Source organism: Pseudomonas sp. GW821-FHT04C07 (assembly GCF_059420325.1).
Genome location: NZ_JBWKTM010000007.1, coordinates 127,861 through 146,754, shown reverse-complemented (window position 1 = coordinate 146,754; position 18,894 = coordinate 127,861). Strand labels below are relative to the sequence as shown.

The 18,894-nt window shown below is 60.2% G+C and carries 17 protein-coding genes and 1 pseudogene; 11 read left to right on the top strand and 7 right to left on the bottom strand.

What is annotated here, in order from left to right; genetic code table 11:
• Positions 1-17 precede the first annotated feature (17 nt).
• The 3 genes and pseudogenes from AC07UI_RS14950 to AC07UI_RS14940 all read right to left on the bottom strand — a co-directional run bounded on the left by AC07UI_RS14950 (position 18) and on the right by AC07UI_RS14940 (position 1,455).
• Entirely contained in the window at positions 18-188 is a 171-nt protein-coding gene (locus tag AC07UI_RS14950; RefSeq protein ID WP_494993213.1) for a hypothetical protein, read from the bottom strand.
• Positions 181-414 (bottom strand): annotated as a pseudogene (locus AC07UI_RS14945) (TonB-dependent receptor); the annotation flags it as partial. The pseudogene AC07UI_RS14945 and the gene AC07UI_RS14950, both read right to left, overlap by 8 nt.
• Positions 415-732: 318 nt before the next feature.
• Entirely contained in the window at positions 733-1,455 is a 723-nt protein-coding gene (locus AC07UI_RS14940; RefSeq protein ID WP_494993212.1) for a pirin family protein, read from the bottom strand.
• Between the two features lie 215 nt (positions 1,456-1,670).
• Between AC07UI_RS14940 and AC07UI_RS14935 the strand changes: the two genes are divergently transcribed.
• Both AC07UI_RS14935 and AC07UI_RS14930 read left to right on the top strand, forming a co-directional pair.
• Positions 1,671-2,621: a GlxA family transcriptional regulator gene (locus AC07UI_RS14935; protein ID WP_494993211.1), complete on the top strand. Its 951-nt coding sequence runs from the start codon at positions 1,671-1,673 to the stop codon at positions 2,619-2,621.
• 186 nt (positions 2,622-2,807) lie between these two features.
• Complete coding sequence (locus tag AC07UI_RS14930) at positions 2,808-4,304, top strand: ATP-binding protein (RefSeq protein WP_494993210.1); 1,497 nt, start codon at positions 2,808-2,810, stop codon at positions 4,302-4,304.
• Here the strand turns inward: AC07UI_RS14930 and AC07UI_RS14925 are convergent.
• Positions 4,251-7,046, bottom strand: a complete 2,796-nt coding sequence (locus AC07UI_RS14925) for an ATP-binding protein (protein WP_494993209.1) — start codon at positions 7,044-7,046, stop codon at positions 4,251-4,253. The two genes, AC07UI_RS14930 and AC07UI_RS14925, sit on opposite strands and share 54 nt — an antisense overlap.
• 331 nt (positions 7,047-7,377) lie before the next feature.
• Here AC07UI_RS14925 and AC07UI_RS14920 point away from each other — a divergent pair, with 331 nt between their 5' ends.
• On the top strand, positions 7,378-7,953 hold the full coding sequence (locus AC07UI_RS14920) for a flavodoxin family protein (protein ID WP_494993208.1): 576 nt from the start codon (positions 7,378-7,380) through the stop codon (positions 7,951-7,953).
• A gap of 42 nt (positions 7,954-7,995) precedes the next feature.
• Positions 7,996-8,820, top strand: a complete 825-nt coding sequence (locus tag AC07UI_RS14915; protein WP_480415907.1) for an alpha/beta fold hydrolase — start codon at positions 7,996-7,998, stop codon at positions 8,818-8,820.
• Between the two features lie 33 nt (positions 8,821-8,853).
• On the opposite strand, the gene AC07UI_RS14910 is transcribed toward AC07UI_RS14915, so the two are convergent.
• Entirely contained in the window at positions 8,854-9,318 is a 465-nt protein-coding gene (locus tag AC07UI_RS14910; RefSeq protein WP_494993207.1) for a helix-turn-helix domain-containing protein, read from the bottom strand.
• Positions 9,319-9,544: 226 nt separating this feature from the next.
• Here AC07UI_RS14910 and AC07UI_RS14905 point away from each other — a divergent pair, with 226 nt between their 5' ends.
• From AC07UI_RS14905 to ycaC, 4 genes are all read left to right on the top strand, one after another.
• Entirely contained in the window at positions 9,545-10,468 is a 924-nt protein-coding gene (locus AC07UI_RS14905) for a LysR substrate-binding domain-containing protein (RefSeq protein ID WP_494993206.1), read from the top strand.
• A gap of 331 nt (positions 10,469-10,799) precedes the next feature.
• Complete coding sequence (locus AC07UI_RS14900) at positions 10,800-11,435, top strand: antibiotic biosynthesis monooxygenase (RefSeq protein WP_494993205.1); 636 nt, start codon at positions 10,800-10,802, stop codon at positions 11,433-11,435.
• Complete coding sequence (locus AC07UI_RS14895; protein ID WP_494993204.1) at positions 11,432-13,270, top strand: amidohydrolase; 1,839 nt, start codon at positions 11,432-11,434, stop codon at positions 13,268-13,270. The genes AC07UI_RS14900 and AC07UI_RS14895 overlap by 4 nt, the downstream gene beginning before the upstream one ends.
• A gap of 69 nt (positions 13,271-13,339) precedes the next feature.
• Positions 13,340-13,966: an isochorismate family cysteine hydrolase YcaC gene (gene ycaC / locus AC07UI_RS14890; protein ID WP_085612768.1), complete on the top strand. Its 627-nt coding sequence runs from the start codon at positions 13,340-13,342 to the stop codon at positions 13,964-13,966.
• A 43-nt stretch (positions 13,967-14,009) separates the two neighbouring features.
• On the opposite strand, the gene AC07UI_RS14885 is transcribed toward ycaC, so the two are convergent.
• Both AC07UI_RS14885 and AC07UI_RS14880 read right to left on the bottom strand, forming a co-directional pair.
• Positions 14,010-15,437 (bottom strand): mechanosensitive ion channel domain-containing protein, encoded by a 1,428-nt coding sequence (locus tag AC07UI_RS14885; protein WP_494993203.1) that lies wholly within the window; start codon positions 15,435-15,437, stop codon positions 14,010-14,012.
• Between the two features lie 93 nt (positions 15,438-15,530).
• Positions 15,531-16,547 carry an alpha/beta hydrolase gene (locus tag AC07UI_RS14880; protein ID WP_494993202.1) on the bottom strand — a complete coding sequence of 339 codons (1,017 nt, stop codon included), beginning with the start codon at positions 16,545-16,547 and terminating at the stop codon, positions 15,531-15,533.
• Between the two features lie 160 nt (positions 16,548-16,707).
• Here AC07UI_RS14880 and AC07UI_RS14875 point away from each other — a divergent pair, with 160 nt between their 5' ends.
• The 3 genes from AC07UI_RS14875 to AC07UI_RS14865 all read left to right on the top strand — a co-directional run bounded on the left by AC07UI_RS14875 (position 16,708) and on the right by AC07UI_RS14865 (position 18,887).
• The gene (locus AC07UI_RS14875; protein WP_494993201.1) at positions 16,708-17,604 is read left to right on the top strand and encodes a LysR family transcriptional regulator; all 897 of its coding nucleotides are present in this window, start codon (positions 16,708-16,710) and stop codon (positions 17,602-17,604) included.
• A 132-nt stretch (positions 17,605-17,736) separates the two neighbouring features.
• Complete coding sequence (locus AC07UI_RS14870; protein WP_019690853.1) at positions 17,737-18,390, top strand: hydrolase; 654 nt, start codon at positions 17,737-17,739, stop codon at positions 18,388-18,390.
• A gap of 68 nt (positions 18,391-18,458) precedes the next feature.
• Positions 18,459-18,887: a DoxX family protein gene (locus tag AC07UI_RS14865; protein WP_494993200.1), complete on the top strand. Its 429-nt coding sequence runs from the start codon at positions 18,459-18,461 to the stop codon at positions 18,885-18,887.
• Positions 18,888-18,894 lie beyond the last annotated feature (7 nt).

Sequence of the window (18,894 nt, the reverse complement as noted above, 5' to 3'; positions counted from 1 at the left end):
CCGATCGCCAGCAGGCCTCAGCGCAGACTCCACGATACCCCATCCATCGCCAGGCCGTCCCCTGCGTTTACCGAACCGCGTCCTGGCCTTTGTTGTCGTAGCCCGGTCTGCCAGTCGCGCTTGTGTGCGTTGTAGCGCAGGGTCGCGCCGAACAGGGCGTAAGGATCGGCGTCGTATCTGTTTCTCACGGCTCTCATTCCGTGCCACGTAAGTGGGGTTGGCTGCGTGTGGGTCGTGCTCGAGCAGCGTTTGGTCACCCCCCGGCGAGATCATTGTCAGTCTGGCGGAAGCGTAGGTAGAAACGCGTTTCCAGGTTAGGTTGAGGCGATAACCGAAGTTGGCGATGACGCCCTGGCTCTCGCTGGTCGTGTAGTCTTGGTAGCCGTCTGCGCGTGTGTCGGTTATGGCGACGTAGGTTGGTTTGAACGAGGAAGGCTGAAACTTCCTTATGTGGGTTGTATCCGAGCGGCCATCGATCCCGAGCGGTAGAGGGCTGGAGAGTATCTGTTCATGGTCTACCAGCCCGAAGAGTTGCCTGCGGTGGCCGATATTCGTCGGACGCGAGATGTGAGTCTCGTTTCCCGCTCCAAGCATTAAAAAATGGATCTCTGAAAAGAGGTCCATTTTCTTTCGTCCAAAGAAAAGTCTTTCTTTGGCTGTCCCTGTCGAAGTGTTTTCACATTCCAATGAGTGAAGCCCGGGGGGGCACAGCGCCCCCCAGGCAAGTTACGTTCATGGCATTTCCGGCAGCTCTTGAGGACGCAGATCGAACACCAGCACTTCGGCATCCACGCCGTTGCTCAAGGTCAGCGCCTGTTCATCCCGAACACGCACACCATCGCCTTCCTGCAATTGCACGCCGTTGAGTTCGACATTGCCCCGAGCCACATGCACATAAGCGTAGCGATTGGCGGCGAGCGTGAGGCTGGCGGTTTCCTTGCCGTCGATCAGGCCGGCATAGACCCGGGCATCCTGACGCACCCGCAGCGAACCGTTGGCCCCATCGGGGGAGATGATCAGTTGCAGGCGACCGCGTTTCTTCTGCGTGCTGAAGTGCTCTTGTTGATAACGCGGTTTGGCGCCGCTGACGTCCGGTACGATCCAGATTTGCAGGAAGTGCACCGGCCGGGTCGCCGAGTGATTGTATTCACTGTGGGCCACGCCGCTGCCGGCGCTCATCAATTGCACGTCGCCGGGGCGGATCACCGAACCTGTGCCTAAAGTGTCCTTGTGTTCCAGGGCACCCTCGAGCACATAGGAGAAAATCTCCATGTCCCGGTGCGGGTGTTGGCCAAAGCCTTTACCGGCTGCCACGCGGTCATCGTTGATCACCAACAGGTCGGAAAAACCCTGCTCCCGCGGATTGCGGTAGTTGGCAAAGGAAAAGGTATGGAACGACTTCAACCAACCGTGATTGGCCGCGCCGCGATCAGAGGCTTTGCGAAGGGTCAGCATGATGAAATCTCCTGTTTGGGACGAGAGTTCGTCCGAGTGAGGAGAAGGTTAATGTTTACCGGCGAGTGCAATAAGTAGATGAAAATTGAAATACTGTCTCGATCAGGTTGACAGTTATGTGAGCGGGTTCATGTATTCTTGTTGTTACAAATGGCCATAATGTTCAGTGCTGACGCTACGTTTCCTATTTCTTTGATATCAGTGATTTCCAACCCATGAAAACCGTGGCAATGGTGCTGTTTCCAGACTTTCTCCTGCTCGACATGGCCGGGCCCATGGAGGTGTTTTCCATCGCCAACCGTTATCTGGAGCCGGGCGACCGTTATCAGCTGTCGACGATCGGCACCGAACATGGCGCGTTGCGCGCATCCAACGGCGTCAGCGTTCAGGCCGATGTGCATATAGACCAGGCCTGCGACAGCTATGACTTGCTGCTGGTGCCGGGTGGTCCGGGGGCCTACAACGAAAAACATCCACTGTTGCTCGACTGGCTGCGGGGTGCCGTCAGTCGGTCGGCCGGTTATGGCTCGATCTGCACGGGGGCGTTCATATTGGGGCATGCCGGTTTGCTGGACGGTTATCGGGTGACGACTCACTGGCATTACACGGAGCGGTTGATTCGAGCCTTCCCCAAGGCGACGGTGAAGACCGATCAGATTTACGTCGAGGATCGCAACCTGATCAGCTCTGGCGGGGTCACCGCCGGTATCGACCTGGCACTGGCGGTGGTCGCTCAGGATCACGGCAAGAAAATCGCCCAGGACGTGGCCAAGGTATTGCTGGTGGTGATGAAACGCCAGGGCGGACAGGCACAGTTCAGCCCATTGATGGCTGCGGTGGCACCCCAGGAAACGCCGGTGACCCGGGTGCAGAACCATGTGCTCGAACACCTTGATGAAGCCTTCAGCGTCGAACGCATGGCCAGCCTGGTGAACATGAGTGCGCGGCATTTCGCTCGGGTGTTTGCCCGGGAAGTGAACATTACGCCCATGGAGTTTCTGCAAAGCGCGCGCATCGATTGCGCCAGGAACCTGCTGGAAACCAGTGACCTGCCGCTCAAGACTGTCGCCTACAAGAGCGGCTTCGGCAGCGTGCGGCACATGCGTTTTCTGTTCAGTGAAAAACTGGGTTTGACCCCCGCCCAGTACCGCGAACAGTTCAGTTAAAGCGTTCTTGTCCGTCCTGCGCACCGCAATGGCCGTGACGCTCCCTCCATCGCCGTTGTACCGTCACTCATGCCTGCCAAGATACTCGTGAACTCTTGGCAGCGGAGGTGCGGGAGCCTGGGCGAACATGTGCAACGGATGATTCCGTGCCTTGAGTCGGGTCAGGTTTTGAGCACGTGAACATGTATGAACAGCCTCAGAGATTTAAACAGCGATACGGTACTGCGGTTCGGCCCGTACACGTTCCACCCGAGTCAACGGTTGGTCCTGGAAGGTGATCGGCCTCTACGCGTGGGGGGACGGGCACTGGATATCCTCCAGGTACTGGTCGAGCGCGCGGGTAGCGTGCTCAGCAAGGAAGAACTGATTGCCCACGTCTGGCCGACTTCGGTGGTCGAGGAGATCAACCTGCGCGTGCACATCGCTGCACTGCGTCGGGCCCTCGGCGACGGCCAGAACGGGCGGTGCTACATCGTTAATATTCCCCAGCGCGGTTATAGCTTCATCGCCCCAGTGCAGCGCGAGTCGGACGGGATGCAGGTTTCGATCGAGACCGTTCAGCAGCCCCGGCACAACCTGCCGACACGGATCACGCCGGTGACCGGCCGAGATTCGATCGTTGGCAGTCTGGTCCGACAGTTACCGGTTCGCCGTTTCATGACCCTGGTCGGCCCCGCTGGTATCGGCAAGACCACGGTGGCCTTGCGCGTGGCCGAGCTGCTGTTGCAACACTATCGCGATGGCGTCTGGATCGTTGATCTGGCGGCAATCGATGACCCAGCGCGGCTCGTCGATCATCTGAATCACACCCTTGAGCTGGACGTTGGCCTGGATGCCCTGGCGCAGCGGCATGCATTGCTGGTGTTCGACAATTGCGAGCACCTGCTCGAACGTTGCCGATCGGTGGTGGAGGGCCTATTGGTTTCGGCGCCACGGCTATCGATCCTGGCCACCAGCCGCGAACCGCTGCAGGTGGCGGGAGAAACGATCCAGCGTTTGCCAGCCCTGGCGGTGCCGCCGATGTCAGCGCTGTATTGTGTTACCGAGGCTATGGGCTATTCGGCGGTGCAGCTGTTTGTCAGCTGTGCCCGCGCCCGTCAACAAGGGTTTGCTCTGCGCGAACAGGACCTCAAGGCCGTGCGTGAAATCTGTCGGCGCCTGGACGGTTTGCCCCTGGCCATCGAACTGGCGGCGGCGCAGATCGATGCGCTGGCGCTGGTGGGGCTGCAAGCACAACTGGACAACTGTTTTCAGCTGCTGACTCAAGGTCGGCGCACAGCCGTGCCACGGCATCAGACGCTCAAGGCCGCGCTGGACTGGAGCTATGAGCGGCTGAGCCTGCTGGAGCAAATCGTGTTGCAGCGTTTGGCGGTGTTCAAAATGGCTTTCACCCTGGACGCGGCCATTAGCGTGATCAGTTGTGCCGTGCTGCGGCCCACCAGCGTAGTGGAAGTGGTGGAGCGACTGGCGGCGAAATCACTGCTGTCGGTGGAGCAGGGCAGCGGCGTGGCGCGTTACCGCTTTCTCAACACCACCCGCACTTACGCGCTGGAGAAGCTCGAACACAGTGGTGACTTGCGGGCCTTCGAAATGCGTTACACCCGCTACGTCAGCCGGGCACGCTGGGTTTCAGGCGGGCCGGTGTCGTTGCAGCTCGTCGAGCAGATGACGTACTTTGGTTAGGTCTGGCGTGGCAAAGCCTTCGGTGAACCGGTTGTAGATCGGCGCCAGCAGGTCATGGGCTTGTTGGAAGTGACCTTGACGCTGCCAAAGCTGGGCCAGTGACGTGGCAGTGCGCAGTTCCCAGGCCAGAGCACCCTGAGCTTTTGCCACCGCCAGCGCCTTGAGCAGAACGGTCTCGGCTGCGCTCTGGCAGTTTTCTGCAAGTAGAGCATCCGCTCTGGCCCGAAGGATTTCCGCCGTGCTCCAGCCCGCCGCACCGTTTTCGGCCCGTGCCAGCAAGGCGTCATCGACGAAACCAATATCCAGGGTGACCATGATTTCCTTGATCAGCCCGGCGCCGGGTTGCGGGTTCGAATGTGCATCATCGCCATCGATCACCTGCGCATAGTTCCGGGCCCAGTTGTAGAACAGCAGCACTGAATGTTTTTGTGCTTGCTCGAACAGCAGGCGCAAGAGTTCGCGGGCAGTTTGAGTGTCGCCGTTGTAGTGGGCGATCAGGCAACCGGACAGTGCCAGGGTGTAGCAGATGGACGTGCAGTGGTTGATCTGGATCGCAATGTCCAGCGCCTGACGGGCGGTGCGCCAGGCCTTTTCGGGATGGCCCTGCAACCAGAGGATCCGCGCCAGAATGGTCAGGGCGGCGACGCTCTGGTCGTACTGGACGCCAAAGCCGTGGGTGAAGCGATTGAGGTGCCCGCTCTGGGCCATGCGCTGAATGACCTGTTCAGCATTCTCCCGTGCCAGTTGCTGATCCCCGACAAAGTGCAGCGCCAGCACCCGCAAACGGTGAGTACTCAGGGACACAACGGCGTCGCCTTGCAAACCCAGCCGATCGAATTGCAGGCTCTGTTCCAGGGCCGTTTGGTAGTTGCCGCAACTGAGATTGACCGCCATGTGCCCGGACACGGCTCTGAGCTGACCGGCCACGTCGTTGCAGCGTTCGGCCAGGGTTCTGGCGGTCACAAAGGCTTCGACGGTTTCGGCGGTGCCGCCCTGGGTGTGGTAGCAGGAGCTGCCGAGGGCGAGCTTGAGGGCCATTTTCAGACGAGGGCAGGGCTCGGGCGTCAATTCGAGCAGCGCCAAGGCCTTGCGCACGTACACGCCGTGTTCCTTGAGCAGCGACAGTTCCTGCCAGAGTGGCGTCGAAACCGAAGCCAGTCGGATCGCCACAGCCTGCGGCCCATGAGCGTTCAAGCCCCAGTCGAGGGCCGAGCGGATGTCTTCCAGACTGCGGGCGTAACGCTCGATCCATACATCGGTCTGGATGTGCTCCCAGTCGTTCTGGGCCTGATGCATCAAGGCCCGGCAGCACTCGGCGTGGCGCTCCAGGGTGTCTGGCAAATCATTGGCCTGGTCGAGTTTTTCCAGGGCATAGCTGCGGGTGGTGTCGAGCAGGCGGTAGAACACCTGCTCGTCGCCGACCTCAACGTTCAGCAGTGACTTGGCCACCAGTTGCGTGATCGAGCCAAACACCTCGCTGGGCTCGATGTGTTCGCCGACAATCACCGCGGCCGCCGATTCCAGCGTGAAACCACCCCTGAACACACCCAGTCGGCGCAGGCAGATTTGTTCGCAGGTACTCAGCAGCTCGAAGCTCCAGTCGAGTGTTGCGCGCAGGGTCTGATGCCGTCCCAGCGTTGTCTGACAGCCCTGTGTGAGCAGACGAAAACTGCCTTGCAATTGCGTCAGCAATCCGCTCAGGCCAAGGTTGCCCACTTGCGCTGCGGCCAGTTCGATCGCTAAAGGAATGCCGTCCAGGCGGCGGCAAATCTCGATCACCAGAGGTAGCTCGTTATCGGTCAGTTCGAAACTGTCATGACTGGCCATCGCCCGTTCGACGAACAATTGCACAGCCGAAAAGCTCAAGGCCTGGATGCGGTCCAGTGCGGTGATGGGCGGTGGGCAGTCCAGAGACTCCAGGCGCTGAACGAATTCGCCTTCGACCCGCAGGCTCTCGCGACTGGTGGCCAGAATGTTCACATCGGGCGCGCCACGCAGGATGCTTTCGCTGAGCAACGCAATGGCGTCGATCAGATGCTCGCAGTTGTCGATCACCAGCAGCATCTGCCGCTCGCGCAGGAAGGTCGCGAGACCGGTCATCGGTTCAGCGTCATGCAACGACAGGTCCAGCAGCGTCGCCAGGTGGGGGACGATCATCAACGGATCGCTGACCGGGGCCAGGTCCAGCAGGCGAATACCGTCCCGGTAGCGACCGATCAGTTGTTCGGCGACGCGCAGTGCCACCGTGGTCTTGCCGATACCGCCTGGGCCGACGAGGGTGATGAAGCGTTGGTGTGGCAAGTGCATCACAAGACTGTCGACCAAGGCTTGGCGACCAATCATGCGAGTCCGACGAATGGGCAGGTTATGGCCGCTTTGCTCGTGCCCGCCGCTCACGGGACGTTGGTCGAAGTGTTCCACCGAGTATGGCGCGACAAAGCTGTAACCACGTTGGGCCACGGTGACGATGTAGCGCTGGCCGGCCTGACCGTCGCCGAGGGCTTTGCGCAGCGCCGCCATGTGCACTCGCAGGTTGATGTCTTCCACCACGCTTTTGGGCCACACCCGCGCGATCAGTTGCTGCTTGCTGACCACATCCCCGGCGTGCTCCAGCAGGATCAACAGAATGTCCATGGCGCGCCGACCCAGGCGCAGGGGCTGGTCGGCCTCCAGCACCAGACGTTGTCCGGGGTAGATCCGGTAAGGGCCGAAATGCACAGCCTGTTCGGGGGAAAGGGTCAACGGGTCACTCCTGCTTGCATCCGTCTATCACGCGGTATCCGAGCATGTTCCTCAGATTTTTTCGTCAGCGCAACGCGGTGGCCGAGCGACTATCCGGTGTGCGCATCGGCTGCAGCGTTGCCGGTACCGTTCGCAGCTCCGTATTTACTGGGTGCGGCGGTGGCAAAGGGGTGAGTCGGGTCTTTGGTGCACCGTTGAAAATTAACAACGTTTAACTCGTCCTGCGTCCGATTTACGCCCAAAAATCCAATACTTCAAGTCCATCAACCGAAGGCACCGGTCGTTGTGCTTCGTGCAGCAAAAAGGATAAACACTTCTGGAGGATGCCGGAATGAGCAACGTGGTGGTGGTCTATCACAGTGGCTACGGGCACACCCGGGTCATGGCCGAAGCCGTGGCCCAAGGCGTGGAGCGGCACCTGGGCAGTACCTGCCGACTGATTCCGGTCGAGGAAGTGGACGAACACTGGGACTGCTTGCACCGCGCCGACGCGATCATCTTCGGCGCCCCGACTTACATGGGCAGCGCCTCGGCGCCGTTCAAAGGCTTCATGGAGGCTACTGCGTCGTTCTACCTGGCCCAGCCCTGGCGCGACAAATTGGCCGCTGGGTTCACCAACTCCGGCTGCCTGTGCGGCGACAAGCTCAACACCTTACTGCAGATGGCGGTGTTCGCCGCTCAGCACTCAATGATCTGGGTCGGTCTCGACCTGCTGCCGGCGCGCTCCAGCGCTGGCGTGTTCGATGGGCAATTGAATCGCCTGGGCAGTTCCCTGGGGGCCATGGCCCAGTCGAATGTCGAACAGTCCCCGGACCATGCGCCACCTCTCGAAGATCGCTGCACCGCCGCGCACTTGGGCGAGCGGGTAGCGCGCCTGGCCGAACGAATGGGCCATCTATCGGTTTGATTCACCCAAACACCCCGACCCCTTAGTTAAGGAGCAATCGCCATGAGTACATTCACCACCCGCGACGGTACAGAGATTTACTACAAGGACTGGGGCACCGGTCAGCCCATCGTTTTCAGCCACGGTTGGCCGTTGAATGCCGACAGCTGGGAATCTCAGATGATTTTCCTGGCGTCCAAGGGCTACCGGGTCATCGCCCATGACCGCCGTGGTCACGGCCGCTCCAGCCAGCCCTGGTTCGGCAATGAAATGGACACCTACGCCGACGACCTCGCGCAGTTGATCGAGCTGCTGGATCTGCAAAACGCGGTGCTTTTCGGTTTCTCCACCGGCGGCGGCGAAGTGGCGCGCTACATCGGTCGACACGGCACCGGACGGGTCGCCAAGGCCGGGCTGATTTCCTCGGTGCCACCGCTGATGCTCAAGACCGAAGCCAATCCAGGCGGCCTGCCGATGGAAGTGTTCGACGGTCTGCGTCAGGCGTCCCTGGCGGACCGTTCGCAGCTGTACAAAGACGTCGCCAGCGGGCCGTTCTTTGGTTTCAACAAGCCTGACGCCAAGCCTTCTCAGGGCATGATCGACTGGTTCTGGATGCAGGGCATGACCGCCGGACACAAGAGCGCCTATGACTGCATCAAGGCGTTCTCCGAAACCGACTTCACCGAAGACCTGCTCAAGTTCGACGTGCCGACTCTGGTGGTGCATGGCGATGCTGACCAGATCGTACCGATCGAAGCCTCCGGCATCGCCTCGGCCAAACTGGTCAAGGGCTCGAAACTGCTCGTCTACCCCGGCGCGCCCCATGGGCTGACTGATACTCACAAGGATCAGCTCAACGCCGACCTGCTGGCGTTCCTCAAGGCCTGATCAAAATCAAAAGATCGCAGGCTGCGGCAGCTCCTACGGGTGTACACATATCTGTGTAGGAGCTGGCGCAGCCTGCGATCTTTTGCTGTTGAGAGAGGGTAGAGCACGCATCGCCTGACAGCGCCAGGCGAAAGGCGTGATGCCTTCGCAGCGGGTGAAAATGTGGCAGAAGTGCGCCTGGTCGCAGAAGCCGCATTCCAGGCTGATTTGCGTCAGGGTCATGTCGGTGTTCTGGATCAGTTGCTTGGCCCGGGCGATGCGTTGGCAACGAATCCAGTCCTGGGGTGACAGGCCCGTGCTGCACTTGAAGGTACGGGAGAAATGACTGCGCGACATCGCGCAGGCCCGGGCCAGTTCGGTGACTTCCAGGGTTTCGCTGAGGCGCTCGAGGATCAACTGCTTGACCAGGCTTTCCCGCCAGGGGCTGAGGCCGCCAGTGGTGGATTTTCGCGTTTGCGTGGCTGATGCGTGGGCGGCGTTGTGCTGAACGTGGGCCATGGCAAATGTCCGGGTCGGTGGGAATGCGCTGGCGCACTGCACGGTGGGTCAGCACCATCCCTTTTGGAATAACAGGTATGCGTAGAAGGCTTGATTGTTGGTCGCAGGGCTTTGGCTTGCGAGTTAAACGTTGTTAATTCCTCCGGTTAACAGCGCGCGCAAACCTATGATTGAGTAAAGTCCAAAAGACTTTGCCAGGCTGGAAAAACACCATGGAACCGTACCTATGAACCGTAGCGATCTGCGCCGCGTCGATATGAACCTGTTGGTGATTTTCGAGGCTCTGATGTTCGAAAAGAATCTGACCCGGGTCGCCGAAAAACTCTTTATGGGGCAGCCAGCCGTGAGCGCCGCGTTGGGGCGGTTGCGTGATCTGTTCGACGATCCGCTGTTGCTGCGCAACGGTCGCGGCATGGAGCCGACGGCACGGGCGCTGGCGATTCTCAAGGAGCTGCAACCGGCGATGGACACCATCTGCGGGGCGGTCAGCCGGGCCAGGGAGTTTGATCCGGCTACCAGTTGTGATGTGTTTCGCATTGGTCTGTCGGACGACGCCGAGTTTGGCTTGTTTCCGTCGCTGTTGAGCCATCTGCGGGAGGAGGCGCCGGGAATCATTGTGGTGGTGCGCCGGGCCAATTATTTGCTGATGCCGGCGTTGCTGGCGTCCGGGGAAATTTCAGTCGGGGTCAGTTACACCACCGAACTGCCGGCCAATGCCAAACGCAAGAAACTGCGGGATATCCCGTGCAAAGTGCTGCGCGCAGACAACCGGCCTGGAGCACTGACGCTGGATGAGTACTGTGAGCGGCCCCATGCGATGGTGTCGTTTTCGGGGGATTTGAGCGGCAACATTGATCTTGATCTGGCCAAGGTGGGTCGCACCCGACGGGTGGTGTTGGGGGTGCCGCAGTTCAGTGGGTTGCGGGCGTTGCTCGCCGGGACTGAAATGATCGCTACCGTTCCCGACTACGCCGCCTGCGCGCTGGTCGAAGGCTGTGCCTTGAGGGCCGAAGATCCGCCGTTTCCCATCGATGAGGCACAGTTGTCGATGGCCTGGAGCGGGGTGCACGACAATGATCCGGCGGAGCGATGGTTGCGGTCGCGGATTACTCAGTTCATGTCCGAGCCGCTGAATATTCCAGCTTCATAGCGGGAAAAACTCCTGCCAGAAACCGCTTTTGTGGCGAGGGAGCTTGCTCCCGCTGGGTCGCGTAGCGGCCCCAAAACCAACCACCGGGATTCATCAGGTAGAACACATCAGCCGGTTCTACGACAGCCGCGCCCGAGCGCGGACCGGCCGGCGCGAGCAACCCCGCTCGCCACAGGAAAGTGTCGGGCTCAAGTCCGCTCGCAAAGAGAGCACATACGTTCAATTTTCCCCTCCCTCACACCGGCATTATCGAATCAAGTCCTGGCGCATCGACGCCGCTGGTTTTCACTTGTGCTTGCGCACAATTTCCGTTTCGCCGGAGCCTTTCGTTATGCCTGAATCCAATCGATTCGACCCTGCAACCACCCACCCGGTGCGCGGCTTCGAAGAAGTCGTGACCCTGGTCGTCAAACACCGGGTCAAGGCCGGTTTTGAAGTGCCCTATGAAGCCTGGCTGCGGCGGATTGTCGGTATTGCCGGGCAGAGCGAGGGGCATTTGGGGGTGGATGTGATTCGCGGCAAGAGCGCCGGCCTGGACATGTTTACCTGCGTGCTGCGGTTTTGCTCTACCGAGGCGATGCAGCGCTGGCTCGATTCGCCGCAACGGCTGGAGCTGGTCAACGAAGCCGAGCCGATGCTGGCGGATGGGGACCAGACCGAGGTCAACCCGGTCAAGGAATTCTGGTTCGCGCCACAGGCCGATGCCGGTTCGCCACCGCCGCGCTGGAAGCAGGCCGTGGTGACGCTGCTGGTGATCCTGCCGCATACCTTGCTGGTGCCGCTGATCTGGGGCCCGCTGCTCAAGCTCAACGCCTTTCTGTCCAATTACGTGGTTGCCACTTTTCTGATCACCGTGACCATTGTGGTTTCGGTGGTGTACCTGTTCATGCCCAGGGCGACGCGTCTGTTCGCGCCGTGGCTGAAAGCCGGACAACCTCATTCCACTCTGCCTGAGGAAAACCAATGAACGCCGATCTGATTCTATTCAATGGCCAGTTTCATACCGTTGACCGTGAAAAACCCCTCGCCAGTGCGGTCGCGATCACCAATGGCCGCTTCGTCACGGTGGGTACCGATGCCGAGGCCATGGCCCTGCGCGGTTCGGGCACTCAGGTCATTGACCTCAAGGGCCGCTGCGTCATCCCTGGGCTCAACGACTCGCACTTGCACCTGATCCGGGGTGGTTTGAACTACAACCTCGAACTGCGCTGGGAAGGCGTGCCGTCCCTGGCCGATGCCCTGCGCATGCTCAAGGACCAGGCCGATCGCACGCCGACGCCGCAATGGGTGCGGGTGGTCGGTGGCTGGAACGAATTCCAGTTCGCCGAAAAGCGCATGCCGACGATTGAAGAACTCAACCAGGCTGCGCCGGATACGCCGGTGTTCGTTTTGCACTTGTACGACCGCGCCTTGCTCAACCGCGCAGCGCTCAAGGTTGTCGGTTACACGCGCAACACGCCGAACCCTCCGGGTGGCGAGATTGTGCGCGACGCCAACGGCGATCCGACCGGCATGTTGGTGGCCCGTCCGAACGCGATGATTCTTTACTCGACCTTGGCCAAAGGGCCGAAGTTGCCGCTGGAATATCAGGTCAACTCGACCCGTCAGTTCATGCGTGAACTCAATCGTCTGGGCCTGACCAGCGCCATCGATGCGGGTGGTGGTTTCCAGAATTACCCGGACGATTACGCAGTGATCGAGCAGTTGGCCAAGGACCAGCAACTGACGATTCGCATCGCTTATAACCTGTTCACCCAGAAGCCCAAGGAAGAGCTGACCGACTTCAAGAACTGGACCAGCAGCGTCACCCTGCATCAGGGCGATGATTACCTGCGCCACAACGGTGCCGGTGAAATGCTGGTGTTTTCGGCGGCGGATTTCGAGGACTTCCTCGAACCGCGTCCGGACTTGCCGCAGACCATGGAACAGGAACTGGAGCCGGTGGTTCGCCACTTGGTCGAGCAACGCTGGCCGTTCCGTCTGCACGCCACTTACAACGAATCCATCAGCCGCATGCTCGATGTGTTCGAGAAGGTCAATCGCGACATTCCGTTCAACGGTTTGCCGTGGTTCTTCGACCACGCCGAAACCATCACTCCACAGAACATCGAGCGCGTGAAGGCGCTGGGTGGCGGCATCGCGATTCAGGATCGCATGGCGTTCCAGGGGGAATACTTCGTCGACCGTTACGGCAGCAAAGCCGCCGAGCACACCCCGCCGATCAAACGCATGCTCGCCGAGGGCGTGCCGGTTGGTGCGGGCACCGACGCCACACGCGTTTCCAGCTATAACCCGTGGACCTCGCTGTACTGGATGGTCAGCGGCCGCACCGTCGGTGGTCTGGCGTTGTACGAGGAAGGCTTGCCGCGCACCACTGCGCTGGAACTGTTCACCCACGGTAGCGCCTGGTTCTCGTCCGAACAGGGCAAGAAGGGCCAGATCAAGGTCGGGCAACTGGCGGACGTGGCAGCGTTGAGCGCGGACTTCTTCAGCATCGAGGAAGAAGCGATCAAGTGGATCGAGTCGGTACTGACGGTGGTCGGCGGCAAGGTTGTGTACGCCGCCGGCGACTTCGAAAAACTCGGGCCGGCCAGCGTGCCGGTGCTGCCGGACTGGTCGCCGGTGATGAAAGTCCCCGGCCACTGGCGCCCGAATTCGCCGATGCAGGCTCAGGTCCACCATTGCAGCGGCCCGTGCGCGGTGCATACGCACAGCCATGAAAAGGCGCGCTATTCGAATGCGCCGGTCAGCGATTTCGCCGGTTTCTGGGGCGCGTTCGGCTGTTCCTGCTTCGCCTTCTGATTCAGAAACAAAGCGCCGGTCTTCGTGACCGGCGCTCCCCCGCAACAACCATCCATCGAGGAGTTTCGCATGAGCAACGTTCCTTACTCGCGTTTGAACAAAGACGATGCCGTAGTGCTGTTGGTCGACCACCAGACCGGTCTGATCTCGCTGGTGCAGGATTTCAGCCCGAACGAGTTCAAGAACAACGTCCTGGCGCTGGGCGACATCGCCAAGTTCTTCAACCTGCCGACCATCCTTACCACCAGTTTCGACAGCGGCCCGAACGGCCCGATCGTGCCGGAACTCAAAGAGCAATTCCCTGACGCGCCGTTCATTGCCCGCCCTGGCCAGATCAACGCCTGGGACAACGAAGACTTCGTCAAAGCCATCAAGGCTACCGGTCGCAAGCAACTGATCATCGCCGGTGTGGTGACTGACGTGTGCGTGGCGTTCCCGACCCTGTCGGCGATTGCTGAAGGTTTTGAAGTGTTCGTGGTTACCGATGCTTCCGGCACCTTCAACACCACTGTGCAACAAGCAGCGTGGGCGCGGATGTCGGCCGCCGGTGCGCATCTGTTGAACTGGTTCGCGGTGGCTTGCGAGCTGCAAGTTGACTGGCGTAATGACATGGAAGGTCTGGCGAACCTGCTGTCTCAGCGCCTGCCGAACTATCGCAATTTGATCAATAGCTATACCAAGTTCACTGCCAAGTGATCCGCTGAAAAAAATGCCCGCCGATGTGCGGGCATTTTTGTGTTCAACGTTTTTGCAACCACCCCAGAAACCCACCTTTCCTGATCGGCACAGGCTTGGCCATCAACGCCAGCCGACTGTTCTGTTGCCGTACTGCCTGCAATTTGTTCAACGCCTGGCCCACTTCGCTGCGCTGCTCCATGCACTGGCGAGTCAGGTTCTTGTCGAGACGGTAGATGATGGAGGATGTCAGCGCGGTGAACGTCGCCTGGGACGGTGTATCGGCAAGGATGCTCTGTTCGCCCATGACTTCGCTCGGCCCCATGCGGCCTGCCTCGGCCAGGCCATTGCCGTCGGACACGCTGGCGCTGACGACACCGGTGGCAATCACAAACAGGCTGTCCGGCACTTCGTCCAGATCCAGCACCACCTGGCCGGCGCTGTACTGCTGCGGCACCATCGATTCAGCGAGGCGGTCACGTTCCTCATGGCTAAGCGAGCGAAAAATCTTCACTTCATCGAGCAACGCGCGGGCGCGGCTCGAGGGTTCGATGACGCCGTCCGGATGCCGCGAGATGCCCGCCGCTTCAAGGTGCCGATGGGCGAGGTCGAACAGTTGATTGCGCACGTCGCCTTTCTTGCCCAGTTCGGCGATGAAACCGCTGGCCACGTATTCGGACATTTCTTCACCGGCCTCTTTGAGCAGCGCTTTCGGCGCCGGATCGAGCAACAGACTGCTGCTGCCTTGCAGAGTACGCTCGAGGGCATCGAGCACCCGGCGCGGACGGATGTGGTTCGGCACCATGATGCTGATCGACACGCCGTGCAGGTTGGTCGGGCGGCTGAGGTTGACGATCTTGGCCTTGGCCGCCACCGAGTTTGGCACCACGGCCAGGGTGCCAGCGCTGGTCAGCAGATGGGTGGCGCGCCAGTCGATATCGAGCACCTTGCCTTCGACGCCGTCGATCATCACGAAATCGTCCACCTGATAGGGCTTGGTGGTGTTGAGCACGATGCCGGAGAAGACGTCGCTCAACGTACTCTGCAACGCCAGACCGACCACGATGGCAACCACCCCGGAGGTCGCGAGCAGGCCTTTGACCGGCAGCTCCAGCACATACCCGGCGGCAGCGACTATAGCGGCCAGGAACACCAGCGCACCGATCACGTCCTGCAACAACCGACCGCTGTGACCGATGCGGCGCATCAGGGCCAGACCGATCACTTCGGTCAGCACCCGCGCGGCGTACAGCCACCAGAGAATCCCCAGTGCCGTGGCGCCCAGTTGTGCAACATGGTCATCGGCGAACAACGGCGCCTGCAACGGGCTGACGCCGGCGTTGATGACCAGCGCACTGAACGCCAGAAACAACACCAGACGCACGCCGACCCGCGGGGCGCGGTGCTTGAACGGGGCGAGGTGCCAGAGCAGAGCGTCGAGCACCAGAAGCAGGGCGCTCCAGGACAGCAGGTGGGCAAACATGAAAGTCATGGAATAGCTCCGCCGGAAAAGAGTGAATGGCTCGCACCGGATGGTGGAAAAAAAGCCCTTCGCCCCACATCGCTGTGGGGGAAGGGCCCTGACTTAGTTCAGATGGGTCTTGAGCTCAGCCGCCGCTTGTCGCACTGCTGCCTTCACTTCAGGTATCTGACTCAGCGGATTGAGCAGGCCAAAGTCATGAATCATCCCGTTGTAGCGCACCGAGGTCACCGGTACGCCGGCTGCATCGAGGTGGCGGGCGTAGCCTTCGCCTTCGTCACGCAGCACGTCGAATTCGGCGGTCTGCACCAGCGCGGCAGGCAGGCCCTTGAGCTGTTCGGCGCTGGCATTCAATGGCGAGGCATGGATCTGCGCGCGCTCGGCCGGGTTGGTGGTGTAGTTGTCCCAGAACCACTGCATCATGCCTTTGGTCAGGAAGTGGCCTTCAGCAAACTGCTGGTACGAGCCGTTATCGAACCCGGCGTTGGTCACCGGCCACATCAGCAACTGGAAGCGCAGGGCCGGGGTGTTCTGTTCCTTGGCCATCAACGCCACCACCGCCGCCATGTTGCCGCCGACACTGTTGCCGGCCACCGCCAGACGCTTGCTATCGACACCGATGTCCTTGCCGTGCTCGGCCACCCATTTGGTGGCGGCGTAGGCCTGGTTGATCGCGGTCGGGTAGTGCGCTTCCGGCGACGGGGTGTAATCGACGTACACGGCAACTGCCCCGGAGCCCACCACCAGATCGCGAATCAAGCGTTGGTGGGTCGGGAAGTCGCCCAGCACCCAACCGCCACCGTGGAAGAACATGAACACCGGCAACTCGCCCTTGACCTTGGCCGGGCGCAGCACTTTCAGGTTGATCGTCTGGCCGTCGACCTTGATCGCCTTGTCGCTGACTTCAACACCGGACAGATCGACTTTCACCGAGGCCTGGGCACCGGTCAGCACCGCGCGGGCGTCTTTCGGGCTCAGTTGTTCCAGCGGTTTGCCACCGCCGGCGGCGAGGGCATCGAGGAAGGCCTGGGTGTTGTGTTCGACACCGGGGCTGCCGGCGGCGAAAGCGTTGCCGATGGACAGGGTGAGGAGGGAAGCGGTGAGGGTTTTCTTGAGGCTCATGGTCAATTCCTTTTTCAATCGTTTGAGTTTTTATGCCTTGGGATCGGGCTGCTGTGGCGCTGGGGTTCAGGCCTCAGCAACACCGTGAGCACAGATTAATGAGGTGCCTGAAAGTGAAAAAGCGGCTATAAAGCGTTTAACTGTCAACCAGAGAGTGACAATGAACCCGTTCGAAGACATGCGTATTTTTTGCCAGGTCATGGACTCCGGCAGCTTCACGGCGGCGGCCGATCAGTTGGGCCTGTCCAAGCAGTTCGTCAGCCGCCGGCTGATGCAATTGGAGGAGCGCCTCGGCGTGCGCCTGCTCAACCGCTCGACCCGGCGGCTGGATGTCACGCCCCTGGGGCAGAGTTATTACGAGTCGGCCCTGCGTCTGCTCAGCGAAGTCGAACACGTGGAGCAGGGCATCGCCGGGCAGACCGCCGAGCCACGCGGCACCATTCGCTTGAGCGCGCCGCTGTCGTTCGCGGTGGCGCACTTGGGGTGCCTGCTGCCGGTGTTTTTGCAGCGCTATCGCGACGTCACGGTGGAAGTGGACTTGAGTGATCGTCCGGTGGATTTGCTCAGTGAAGGCTACGACCTGGCATTGCGCATCGGCGTGCTGGAAGACTCGACGCTGATCGCCCGACGCCTCGCCGCCATCCAGCGGGTGTACTGCGCCAGCCCGGCCTACCTGGCCGAGCGCGGTACGCCGATTCACCCCGAAGACTTGCACAGCCATGACTGCCTGCCTTACGGCCACGGTCGCCAGGTGCAATGGCGGTTCGAAGGACAGGGCAAACCATTGACCGTGAACGTCACCGGAAGGATGCGGGTCAACAACGGTGAGTTGCTCAAGGATGCGGCCATCGCCGGCATGGGCATTACTTATTTGCCGACCTTCATTGTCGGCTCGGCCTTGAAGGACGGGCGGCTGGTGCCGGTGCTGGACAGCTTCCGCCCCGAGCCGTTGACGTTATCGGCGGTCTATCCGCAGCATCGCCAGGGCTCGCGACCGGTGCAGGCGCTGATCGAATTCTTGCGTGAACGGCTGGATCGGACCGAGGACGGGCTGTAAATACAGCAGCCTCCAGATGCTTGGCGAAAGAATGTTCTCAGCACAAACTTTTCCAGATTCGCACATCCATACAATCGCTCTGCTCCAACGAAGCCGAAAATAGCGCCTCTCAAACATATCCGGAGAAGTGTTATGGCAACCGCAAAAGCAGCACCAGGTAAAGGTCTGATTAATCCGAGCAACCACGCTCTGATCCTGATCGACTTTCAGTCGCAGATGTCATTTGCGACCAAATCCATCGACGCTGTTTCACTCCGCAATAACGCTGCACTGATCTCCAAGGCAGCGAAGGAGTTTGGCGTTCCTTCCATTCTTACCACCGTCGCCGAAAAAAGTTTTTCGGGCCCGATGTTTGAAGAAATTACCTCGGTCTTCGCCGGTCAGGAACTGATTGACCGGACCAGCATGAATACCTGGGAAGACGAGCGCATAGCCGTCGCTGTGAACAAGATCGGTCGCGACCGAATCGTTCTTGCCGGTCTCTGGACTTCGGTCTGCATTGTCGGCCCTGCGATCTCGGCGCTTGAACAAGGCTTCGAGGTCTACATCATTTGCGATGCGTGCGGTGACGTTTCGGATGAGGCTCATGAGCGCGCTATCGAGCGCATGATTCAAGCCGGTGCGCGTCCGATGACCTCACTCCAGTACCTCCTGGAACTGCAACGTGACTGGGCTCGCAGCGACACCTATAACGAGACGGTGAAAACCTCTATCGCTCACGGCGGCGCTTATGGTCTTGGTTTGATTTATGCCAAAACCATGTTTAACGCATCGGAAGGTCACTGATCTGTATTGCGCCTCTTCCTTGATAGGGGAAGAGGCGTACTCAGGCGAGCGGTGGGGAGCAATGGAACATGTCCACATCTGATATGAGTACGACGACTGCACCGGATGCGGCGCTGTTTTGGCTACGCATCACCGGTGTACTGATGCTGTTGCTGGTGCACGGATTGCCCAAGCTTTTCAATTTCGAGCACGAACTGACGTTGATCGAAGACCCGTTTGGCATGGGGGCTCGGTTGACCTTGTCTCTGGCAATTTTCTCGGAAGTATTTTGTCCGATATTCATCGCGTTGGGACTTCTGACGCGCCTTGCGACACTGCCTGTTCTATTTTTACTGGTTGTATCGGTTGTCTGGGTTCATCCCGAGTGGAGCCTGGCCGAGGGCCAGTTCGCCTGGCTGCTGCTGATCATCTTCTCGACGATTCTTGTCGCAGGATCTGGAAAATTGGCATTGGGTACGAGTCTGTCGCATCGCTGGCCACTTCTGAGCAAACTGTAGGGAGAGA

Coding starts and splice junctions, on each gene's coding strand:
- AC07UI_RS14940 (WP_494993212.1), bottom strand. CDS start 1,455: ATGCTGACCCTTCGCAAAGCCTCTGATCGCGGCGCGGCCAATCACGGT.
- AC07UI_RS14935 (WP_494993211.1), top strand. CDS start 1,671: ATGAAAACCGTGGCAATGGTGCTGTTTCCAGACTTTCTCCTGCTCGAC.
- AC07UI_RS14930 (WP_494993210.1), top strand. CDS start 2,808: ATGAACAGCCTCAGAGATTTAAACAGCGATACGGTACTGCGGTTCGGC.
- AC07UI_RS14920 (WP_494993208.1), top strand. CDS start 7,378: ATGAGCAACGTGGTGGTGGTCTATCACAGTGGCTACGGGCACACCCGG.
- AC07UI_RS14915 (WP_480415907.1), top strand. CDS start 7,996: ATGAGTACATTCACCACCCGCGACGGTACAGAGATTTACTACAAGGAC.
- AC07UI_RS14910 (WP_494993207.1), bottom strand. CDS start 9,318: ATGGCCCACGTTCAGCACAACGCCGCCCACGCATCAGCCACGCAAACG.
- AC07UI_RS14905 (WP_494993206.1), top strand. CDS start 9,545: ATGAACCGTAGCGATCTGCGCCGCGTCGATATGAACCTGTTGGTGATT.
- AC07UI_RS14900 (WP_494993205.1), top strand. CDS start 10,800: ATGCCTGAATCCAATCGATTCGACCCTGCAACCACCCACCCGGTGCGC.
- AC07UI_RS14895 (WP_494993204.1), top strand. CDS start 11,432: ATGAACGCCGATCTGATTCTATTCAATGGCCAGTTTCATACCGTTGAC.
- ycaC (WP_085612768.1), top strand. CDS start 13,340: ATGAGCAACGTTCCTTACTCGCGTTTGAACAAAGACGATGCCGTAGTG.
- AC07UI_RS14885 (WP_494993203.1), bottom strand. CDS start 15,437: ATGACTTTCATGTTTGCCCACCTGCTGTCCTGGAGCGCCCTGCTTCTG.
- AC07UI_RS14880 (WP_494993202.1), bottom strand. CDS start 16,547: ATGAGCCTCAAGAAAACCCTCACCGCTTCCCTCCTCACCCTGTCCATC.
- AC07UI_RS14875 (WP_494993201.1), top strand. CDS start 16,708: ATGAACCCGTTCGAAGACATGCGTATTTTTTGCCAGGTCATGGACTCC.
- AC07UI_RS14870 (WP_019690853.1), top strand. CDS start 17,737: ATGGCAACCGCAAAAGCAGCACCAGGTAAAGGTCTGATTAATCCGAGC.
- AC07UI_RS14865 (WP_494993200.1), top strand. CDS start 18,459: ATGTCCACATCTGATATGAGTACGACGACTGCACCGGATGCGGCGCTG.